The 10002-nt window shown below is 65.4% G+C and carries 4 protein-coding genes; 2 read left to right on the forward strand and 2 right to left on the reverse strand.

The annotated features are described in order from the left end of the window. Positions 1-246: 246 nt before the first annotated feature. Together QZY03_RS28900 and QZY03_RS28905 are read left to right on the forward strand one after the other, a co-directional pair. Positions 247-1887: a glutamate synthase-related protein gene (locus QZY03_RS28900; protein WP_295587337.1), complete on the forward strand. Its 1641-nt coding sequence runs from the start codon at positions 247-249 to the stop codon at positions 1885-1887. Between the two features lie 84 nt (positions 1888-1971). Next, the gene (locus QZY03_RS28905) at positions 1972-2370 is read left to right on the forward strand and encodes a hemerythrin family protein (RefSeq protein WP_295587339.1); all 399 of its coding nucleotides are present in this window, start codon (positions 1972-1974) and stop codon (positions 2368-2370) included. 311 nt (positions 2371-2681) lie between these two features. On the opposite strand, the gene QZY03_RS28910 is transcribed toward QZY03_RS28905, so the two are convergent. Both QZY03_RS28910 and QZY03_RS28915 read right to left on the reverse strand, forming a co-directional pair. Next, positions 2682-4790, reverse strand: coding sequence for a UvrD-helicase domain-containing protein (locus tag QZY03_RS28910; protein ID WP_295587341.1), 2109 nt, complete (start codon positions 4788-4790; stop codon positions 2682-2684). Further along, the gene (locus tag QZY03_RS28915; protein WP_295587343.1) at positions 4787-9886 is read right to left on the reverse strand and encodes a DUF1998 domain-containing protein; all 5100 of its coding nucleotides are present in this window, start codon (positions 9884-9886) and stop codon (positions 4787-4789) included. The genes QZY03_RS28910 and QZY03_RS28915 overlap by 4 nt, the downstream gene beginning before the upstream one ends. Between the last annotated feature and the right edge of the window lie 116 nt (positions 9887-10002).

A 10002-nucleotide genomic window follows, 5' to 3' on the forward strand; every position in this document is an offset into this window, starting at 1 on the left:
GAGTCCCCGAGACCGAGCGGCACGCCTTATCCACCCTACAACGGAGCCGGTTTCGTAGGGTGGATAAGCGCAGCGCATCCACCATCGGCCTCGCTGCCGACACGCTGTTGGCGGCGGCCACCCAAATTTGGAACTGCTGCGCAGTGATGCGCGATGTTGTAGCAGGTTGATCTTGCGTTGTAGTATGCCGCGCTGCATTGGTGCAAACCAATATGTTCGCTAACGACTGCACGACGAGGACGATCCATGTACGAAGCGCCTAAGCAAAACGATGCCCTGGGAACGACTAATCGGGGCAATCCCTGTGAATCCGGGCTCTGTACCCTGTGCAGCAGTGACTGCAAGGGCAAGTGTGAGACTTGGCTGTCCTCGCTCCTGGGTCGTAAGCTCCTGTATCCTCGAAATTTCGGTGATACCACCTCGGGTTCCGGCAACGCGGTGGCCGAGGGTATCGGCTACCACGCCGTGCGTATCCAGGGCTATGCCTACGGTGCGCGTGGGCTCACCGACCGCCTCTCCACCACGAGTGACGATCGCACCTTCCCGAACGTCGACATCACCACCAGCTTTGGCCAGGAAGTCAAAACGACCTGTCGCCTGCCGATCATGACCGGTGCGCTGGGGTCAACCTTCATCGCCGCCAAGTACTGGAATGCGTTCGCCGTGGGTGCCGCACTCTGCGGCTTCCCCATTGTGATCGGGGAGAACGTGGTCGGCATCGACCGCGCCGCGGTGCTCGACAACGGCCGGATCACGTCCGCCCCGGAACTGGATCGGCGGATCACCATCTTCCGGCGCTATTTCGACGGCTTCGGCGCCATCATCGTCCAGATGAACGTGGAAGACACCCGCAACGGGGTGGCCGAGTATCTGATCGACAAGTATGGCGACCAGATCATCATCGAGTTGAAGTGGGGCCAGGGGGCGAAGAACATCGGCGGCGAGATCCAGGTCAGCGACATCGACTATGCCTGTTTCCTCAAGGCGCGCGGCTACCTGGTCGATCCGGATCCGACCGACCCCGCGGTGCGCACCGCGTTCGAGCGTGGGGCCATCACCAGCTTCGCCCGCCACAGCCGGCTCGGCGCCACCGACCTCAGTTCGGCCGGGCAGGTTCGCGAGGCCTTCATGGGCGAGGTGGCACGGCTGCGCGGCCTCGGGTTCAAGCGCATTTCGCTCAAGACCGGCTCCTACGGCATGGAGGCCTTGGCGATGGCGATCCGCTACGCGGCCGATGCCAAGCTCGACTTGCTGACCATCGACGGGTCCGGCGGCGGCACCGGCATGAGTCCGTGGAACATGATGGAGCACTGGGGTGTGCCCTCACTGCCGCTGCACGCCAAGGCCTACGACTACTGCCGTATCCTGACCGAGCGCGGCATCGCGGTGCCGGATATCTCGCTCGCCGGGGGCATGGCGCGTGAGGACCATTTGTTCAAGGCGCTGGCGTTGGGTGCCCCGTTCGCGAAGATGGTCTGCATGGGACGGGCGCCGATGATTCCGGGCTTCCTGGGGAGCAACATCGAAGGCGTGTTGCGGCCGGAGCGCCGCGCCGCCGTGTCCGGCCACTGGGATCATCTGCCCTCGTCGGTCAAGACCATCGGCGAGACCCCGGAGTCGATCTTCGCGGGCTGGGAGGCGGTGCGTCAGAAGGTCGGTGACGCGGAGATGGCGCAGATCCCCTTCGGCGCGGTCGCCATGTACGGCTACGCGGACAAGCTCGCCTGCGGACTGCAGCAATTCATGGCCGGCGCGCGCAAGTTCTCCATCGATCAACTCGCTCGGGAGGATCTGATGTCCGCCAATCGCGAGACCGCGGAGGTCACCGGCATCCCCTTCATGACCGACGCCCAGCACGAACAGGCCATGGCGGTGCTGAACGCCTGACCGCCGGCCGGTCGACCGCGGGACCGCGTGTCCCGGCGGCCGACCGCCAACGCCCGTTTCACGGACCCGCATCGGAGGTGAACCATGCTCAGAGACTGGTCGGACGCCTACAAGATCGGCATCGCCGAGATCGACCATCAACACCAGGGATTCTTCGCGGCCGCGCATGGCCTGCATGACCAAATCCTCAATTGCGCAGGCGAGCACGGTGTCGAGGACGCCATCGCCTTTTTGCGGGATTACGCGGCACGGCACTTTCAGGTCGAAGAGGATCTGATGCGTCGCCACGGCTTTCCCGGACTCGCGGCTCACCAGCAACTGCACGCGGCTTTCTTCGAGCGTCTGGATCAACTGGTGTATGACCTGGAGGTTTTCGGTCCCAGTCAGCATTTGGCGGAGCGGGCACTGGAGATCGCGCAGGACTGGCTCATCGAGCATATCAGTTGCGCCGACCTGGACTACGTGCCCTATGTCGACCATTGATCCTGGGATCCCTTTTCAACCAAAGTAAGGAGTCAGCAATAGGTTAAACAACGAATCCAATCGTTGTCGTTGTCGTTGTCGTTGTCGTAATCGGATAAGCGATTCAAGTTAGGCATGAAAAGCCTGCTGTCTGTCGGGTTTCGATCCGCTAAACAGCCTGCATGTGGCTGGGCCTTGATCAAGATTCCGGCCACTTGGGCTCGCCAGGTGCGTAGTCAGGCCATCCTGGCCTGACACCCTCAGGGCTGGAAGCCCTGACTACGCATGCCGCTGGCCGGGATTACGATCAAAGCCTGTGGCTGCTCCCAGGCTCAGAAGCCTGCCAAGCCGCGCTTGAGCACAAAGAGATGCCCCTTGGCCCGGGTCGCCGCCACATGCAACAAACAGCGCTCCACCGTTTCGGTATCGTCGGTGACGCCGGCATCGGCATCTTTCGAGAATTCCTCGGCGTAGGCTTGAGGGCTCCGGTAGCCGGCAAGGATCACCACCCCGAACTCCAAGCCCTTGATGCGATGCATGGTGGCCAGTCGAACGCCAGGAAGTGATTGGTCGTCCGCCGTTGTCCGGTCCAATCGCAGGTGGGCAATGCCAAGATCATCAAGGGCATCGGCATAGGCGTCCAGTTCGTCGTTGGTACGGGCGGCGATGCAGACCTGCCGGCTGGCCGTACCGTCTTCGGTCAGTTGCCGCAGGATGGTCTCGATGTGCGCGAGGTCCTGCGCGAGCGAATCGGACCTCAGCACGTCCGGAACCTCGCCATGAGTCAAGGAGCGGTACCCCTTGAGGCTGTCGAGATCGCCGTCCAGATCGTCGATCGCGCACCCCTCCAACTGGGCACAGGCCCAGCGGCGTATCTCATCGGTCGTGCGGTAGTTCACGCGCAGCTTCTTGCTGCGTCCGCGCACCTCGATGCCGACCCGCCCAAGGACCACCTTGTGCCGATAGATCCGCTGGTGGGCGTCACCGACGATGAACAAATCATTCTCTGCCGATGGGACGGCGGCACGGATCAGAGTGAAGGCGGCGGCGCTGATGTCTTGCGCCTCATCGACGATCATGCAGCGAATGCCTAACGCGGCGCTCGGATCCTGCAAGAGGTTGCGGGCATCGCGAAAGGCCTCTTCCGGCTCGCGCAGATTGGCGCCGTTGAGTTGCGCACGATACTCGGCGAAGACCGGCCAGATGGCCTTGCGGAGCGCCCGTCCCAACTGACCGCCGCGCCCGATGCGGCTGACGCGCATGTAATCCTCAGCCGTTTCGCAGCCCTGCGGCAAGATCACCCGCTCATATTCCGCCCGGAAAAAGGCCGCGGGAAGGTCCACCGTCGCCGGGGCGGCCGACAGGGCCGACTGCCAGAAACGACGACGGGCGCTCTCGTCGTACAACAATTCGGCCTTGTAGCCGAGACGCCGCAGCAGCCCGACGGCCCACCCATCGAGATGGATCACCTGGATCTTGGCCAGTTCCTGCGGGGTGCAGAGTTGCCCCAGATGGCGGCGAATGTCGTCGGCCAGGGTCTTGGTGAAGGTGGTGAATAGGACCGGTCGGCCCGGCAGGGCGGCATACTGGCGCGCCAGTCGGGCCGCGCGGTGCATCGCTACCACCGTCTTACCCGTCCCCGCGCCCCCCGTGACGCGCACCGGGCCTGACCAATCGCGTTCGACCAGCTTGCGCTGGCTGGGATGCAGGAAGACCCGCCAGCGCTCCAAAGGTGCCGCCAGCAACGCCTCCAGATCGCTGTCATCGGTCAGCAGTACGAAGTGACGCCGCGTGGTATCGCGGACCAGGGCCGCGCCAAAGTCCGCGGGATCGACCGCGTCGGGCGGCTCCAACTCCGCAATCAGTTGGTCATAGGGCTCGCCGGCCGCGAACAGGTACAGGGCTTCAAACGCCTCGTCAGGCAGTTGACCCTCAAGTCGCTCGAGCTCCGACTCCAAACGTACCGCCCGCACCAGCGCCAGCCGGTCCTCGGGCACCCCCAGCCGACGGATCTCCCGGTCCTTGAGCGCGGCGAAGAGCCCCAACCCAGTCGCGGCGGCAGTGTCTGGGACGGCAGGCACGGTCTGCGCTGCCACCGGCTCGGAGGCATAGACCTGAATGCTGCCCACATCCGGATGGATGGTCACCCGGTGTCGACCGGCCCAGTCGTACGCGTCGTCGTGGCGATCCACCCACAACAGGCAATAGACACTGCCCTCATCGGGCTTCAGTACGATACCGCGCAACTGATCATTGATCCGCACCGAGCGCATATTGGGATCCAACGCCGCGTGGATCTTTTCGTAGTTGATACCGGGCGCCTTCGGGTTCTGGCGGAACTTGGCCAGGAAGGACAGCACCGCCTGCTGATGGTCCCGCGGCACCGCCGCGAAGGCGCGCAGAAAATCATCGGATATCGCAATCTTGGGCGCGAGGCTCATGGACTGTTCTCCTGCAGAGCCGCGATCAGTTCCGCGGGTGAGGCATCGAGTGCCGCCACCAGGCAATGCCAGCCCGCGGCGGCGAAGCGTTCAAAATTGAGATCTCGGGCCAGGGTCACCGCCACCTTGAGCGGTTCCCAGGCAAGCTCAGCCTCGGCCTGGATCCGGCCCTTGTCATCCGTCAGCTCGAAGCCGACCGTGGGGGAGGCAAGACCCAACTCCGCCAGCGCCGCGATCCAGTGCTGCACCTCGCCTGCCGCCAGCGCTGCAACCTCGGTCCAGGCCGCGTCATACAGCGTGGCTCGGTCGAAGTGGGGGTGCAACACCGGCGCGTCCCGAAGCCGCGCCAGCCCCGGCTGCTCCACGGTGCCGGCCCAGCAATGGCGCAGGGGCAACAGCAGGTTGAGGACCTGCCAGAGCTGCTGCCAGGATTTCTGCCGCTCCTGGTCCGGCGATCTCTGCGGGTCATTCCACAGGCACACCACCAGCGGTTCCTGGTCCAGCGCCCACGCATTCTTCATCAAGCCGGACAACTGGGGCGCACCGATTCCCGCGATCAGTGACCAGTGCGGCCCCAGGCGCCGCGCACCCAGGCGCAGCCCCGCCTGGCCCGCCGACAACAGGCCGGTCGCTTCCAACTGGACCCAGAACGGGTGCGCCCGGCCCTGGTCCAGCCAGTCCGGCTCGCCGGGCGACATCGTCATCCCCACCCCCAAGGCGCTCGCCAGGCGCTGCATCTGCGCGTGCCGATAGGTCGCCAGACGCCCATGCAACTGCATGAACGGCGTCAGCGCCTTGAGTGCCGGCAACTGACCGATGTCGAGCGCATCCGCCAGTTTCTGCACAACCTGATTGCTGTGGCCATCCAGCAATGACGGCCAGGGCGTCGGCACAGGATCCGAATGGCAATGATCGGCATTGGCCTGCAAGACCGCGTCGATGTCCGGCCAGGTCAGCGTCCACACCGAAAACGTGCCGCTCTTCGCAATCGCCAGCCGCTTGCTGAGATCCGCGGCGAGGCTGTCCTTGTGATACTGCCAGCCGTCCAGAAACACCGCCACGGGTAGATCGGCAACCCCATCGTCCGGCCAAAACACGAAATCCGCGCGGCTGGGTATCTGCACACCCTGGGACTCGTTCACATCCACCTGCGGTTCCAACCGCCAGCGGCGGGCGCCGGCCTGCACCTGGTAACCGGATTTGCCGCGGACCAGGATCTCGGTCAGCTCGAAGCGCAGGCCCGCCTGCTCCCGGCGCAGGGCTTCGACAAACCGCCGTTCCAGCGCGCTGTCGAACAGCCGGTTGCCGGGCGCGACCTGCGCCAACCCGGACACGGGCTTCAGGGCATCCTGATGTTTCAGCACCTCGGTGAGCAGCCGCTGGGCGATGGTGCGCGACACATAGTTGCGGTCATGGCTGTTGCCATAGGCATAGACGCAGTGATAACAGCCGTCGCGGTCCGCGTCCTGGTTGCAGGCACAGGCGTTCAACGACGTCAGTGCCGCCTGCAACACCTCGAACAGGGGGTGCTGATCCCGCATCAACTCCTTCAGGTAGCCGGTGCCGCCGGGCACGCTGTCGTAGATCACGAGATAACAGCGCGGCTCCTCCTCCCCGCCCGCCATGCGGATATCCAGCGCGATACGCAGATGATCCACCGCCCCGCGGAAGCGGCGCATCAGCCCCAACTGTAAGGCCGCGACGAACGACAGCAGGCGCTCCTTGGTGTCGCCGAAGGCGGCCTCGGGCAGATACAGGCGCACGCCTTCGCTCGTGAACTCGCGATAGAGGAACACGCATTGCTGGGTGGTCGCCTGGTCTTGCTTGCGCCGCACACACCAGGGCGCGTGGTTGCGGAACTGCTCCTCGGGCTTGCGCCGACGCTGCAAGGTGCCGCACTCGGGGCAGATGGCAAAGCCCGGCCGGGCCATCTCCTCACCGGCGATGGTCATGGGTGCGGCGTTGGGGTCGGTCTCGCCGAAGTTGATCTCCCGAAAGGTCACCCGGTCGAGAAACTCGAAGCCGAACGGGAACTGCGGATGGTCGATGGCAAAGGCCTGCCGCACCGCGTCCGGCGGGCTGTCGACCAGGGATTGGCGCAGATAGAAACCGCGCTGGCGTTCATCGGAATCGTCGGCGATGCGGCTGTCGCGATCCAAGGTGCGAGCGAATACGGTGACCAGCTTGAGCATCTCGCGCACCCGGCCGCTATCGCGCCACAGGCCATCGCCGCAGCGGGGGCACTGGCGGTGATGATCGCCGGCGGCAATGGGCTCGGCATAGGCGCATTGGCGGCACAGACGCCAGGGCTCGGGCTTGACCTTGGACACATCCACCTGGTTGATCACCACCCGCCGACCCTCGGCGTAGAAGGTGTTGTTGGGCGCCAGTTCGGTGATGGCCGAAGCACCGGGGCGCTCGTACTCGAACGTCAGGGGCTGGGCCGGATTCACACCGGGGCCGGTATCCTGGCCGGGCCGCCGCTCCTGCACGATGATCGAGCGCAGCAAGACGCCCTGCTCGGGAAAGGCGTAGTTGGGCAACAGGCCCTCGTCGGTGAGCACATTGAGCGTCGCCTTGCCCTCGATGCTGCCGATCAGCCGCGCGAGCGCCGCCCGCTCCTGTTCCAACCGCGTCAGCTCCGCGGCGTCCACCTCACCCAGGACCGGCAGGGCCTTGAGCCGCACGATCTCCTTGTCGGTCCGATCCCGACTGCGCGCGAGTGAGTCCACATCGCGGGCGATGCCGCTCAACTTATCGATGATCTTCCAGGGGAGTGAGCCGGGCTGCTGCCGATCGCCGTCGATGAAGCGGGAGAGCCAGCGCCGGGTCTCATCGCTCAGGGGGTTACGGCCGGCCTGATTGAACAGGCGGATGAACCGGTCGAGCAGGGTGCCGCGCTGTTGTTCCGCGAAGGCGAGCCAGGGATAGGGAAAGCGATGGGGGGCGTTGCTGCGAATGGCGTTGAACACCGGGCGGATCTCGGTGGGGAGCAGCGCCCCACGGCCGGTCTCGCGCACCCAGCAGTCCAGCGTAAAGGCGGTGAGTTGGCGTTCCAGCACCGCCGAGGCATTCAGAAACACCCCCGGGGCTTGGATGCTGCCGACCAGCATCTCTTTAGGATCCTCCCAGAAATACCAGTCGTGGGGTCGACTCACCGCGAGCGTCATCAGGACCGCGTTACCGGTGCTGCGGCCGGCGCGCCCGACCCGTTGCAAGTAATTGGCCTGCTTTGGCGGCACCGAACAGAGCAGCACGCTGGACAGATCGCCGATGTCGATACCCATCTCCAGCGTGGGCGTGGCGGAGAGCAGATTGATCGCGCCGGGACGACGGACCTTGGACTTGAAGCTGGCCTCCACGCGCTCGCGTGTCTCGCGCGGAAGCAGACCCGTGTGCTCATGGGCGACAACACGCTGGATCTCCGCGTTGAGGTAGTGGGTGCGATAGAAGTCCCCGCGCGGCATGCCCGCCTCCAACTGCCCAGTGCACGTCAGACGCCGGCAGGGTTGACCCGTCAGATTCGTACCCGGCGCCGCCAACGTCTGCTGTGAGCAACTCGGGCAGTGCCAGCGGGCGCCGCCCAACTGCACGCTGAAGGCCGCGGGATCGAGGCCCCAGACCTGGATCGGGTGCTTGCTTGCCGCCTGTGCGCTGTCTTCATAATCGGCGAGGCCCCCTTCGCGCAGGGCGGTAAGGGCCAGCCGATAGACCTCGGCGACCTGCGCATCCGCCCCCAGGGCCAGGTCGTTCAGTGCCGGTAGGCTCTTGAAGGCCCAGGCACGGAACCACGGCGTCGCCTCCACGCTGACGCAGCGCTGAAACTCCGGCAGCGACAGAAAGCGGGGCGGACGCGGCCCGGCCAGCAGTTTGAACTGGCTTGGATTCTTCTGATAAGCAAAGGGTTTGCAGCCGTTGCCGGCATAGCAGGCCAGCCCCGGATCGCGCCAGGCCCCCATGCGCTGTAGCTCGGCCACCAGTCCCTGTAGGAAGGTCGCGATGGCCTGCGGCGCGATGTCTCGGAGCGGGTCGATCTCCTGCCCAAGGTGCGCCTCCAGCCAGTCGATTGCCTGCTGCCAGGGCACGGGCAGCGGCGCCACGCCGGCGGTACCGGTGGCGACCAAGGTGCGGCCGACATGGGCGTCCTGGCCGAACTCCGCCTGGATGATCCAGGGCAGGACCGTTGCCAGCTCGCGCGGCACATTACTGTGGTCCGGCAGCCGGCCATCACGCAGCAGGGTCTCCAGGTCGCGCAGCCAGTTGAGCTGCGGCGGCAGGAAGTTCGCCACGTACTGGTCGAGCCCCAAGGTCGCTTGCCACTGGGCGGCAAAGGCCCCCGGCAGCTCGGCTAGCGTCAGTGGCTGCCCGCCTGCGGGCCTGGTCGCGATGGTCTGGGCAGCAATGGTCTGGGCCAGCGCGGGGCGCAGGTTCAGGCGCCAGGTGCGGGCCGCAAAAAAGCCCGCGCGGTGGGCGGCATCCTGCACCGAGTCCGAAAAGGCGATGAGCTTCTTGTCCTGATTGAAGCGGCTGCCATACAACTGAGCGACCATCACACTCGCCAGGCTGGCCGCCTGGGACCCGACGATCGTCAAGGTCTTATGCCCGCCGCAAAACGGGCAGTCATGGTGCGACTTGGTGAACTTGGCCCCGTGGCGCTTGGCCTGGCGCAGATTGGCGGTGATGTTGACCGCGAGCAGCGGCGCCTGATCGCCCTGAGGGCCGCACAGGATGCAGTCGCACTGCTGCGATTGATGCAGGGTCCCGCAGGTGGGACAAACCATGCGGCGCTCAAAGACCTGCGGGTCCGCTCCCCCGTCACCGGCCGGAAAGACAAAGCGGGTTGCCACATCCTCGGCGAAGAACGACTCGTAAAACGCCTTGAGATCGGACTGTAACTGGTTCGGGCTGGTCTTGGGCAGCGTCGCGCCCCAGCCGGCGGCATGGCAATCGCGGCAATGGATCACCGGCAGCCAGATCTGACCCTGTTCCTCCTTGCCCAGTCCGTCGTGGTGACGCAGCTCCGGTGTCTCCCCCAACCGGGCCACCATGCGCCGCAGCTCACGCAGCCAGACAGCAATTCCAAATTTGGGCGGCACCGCGCGACCTCTGGTGGATGCGGCGCGCGCGACCGCCGTGCCGAGTCCCCGAGACCGAGCGGCGCGCCTTATCCACCCTACAACGGAGCCGGTTTCGTAGGGTGGATAAGCGCAGC

It is taken from the genome of uncultured Lamprocystis sp. (assembly GCF_903933125.1).
GTDB lineage: Bacteria > Pseudomonadota > Gammaproteobacteria > Chromatiales > Chromatiaceae > Thiodictyon.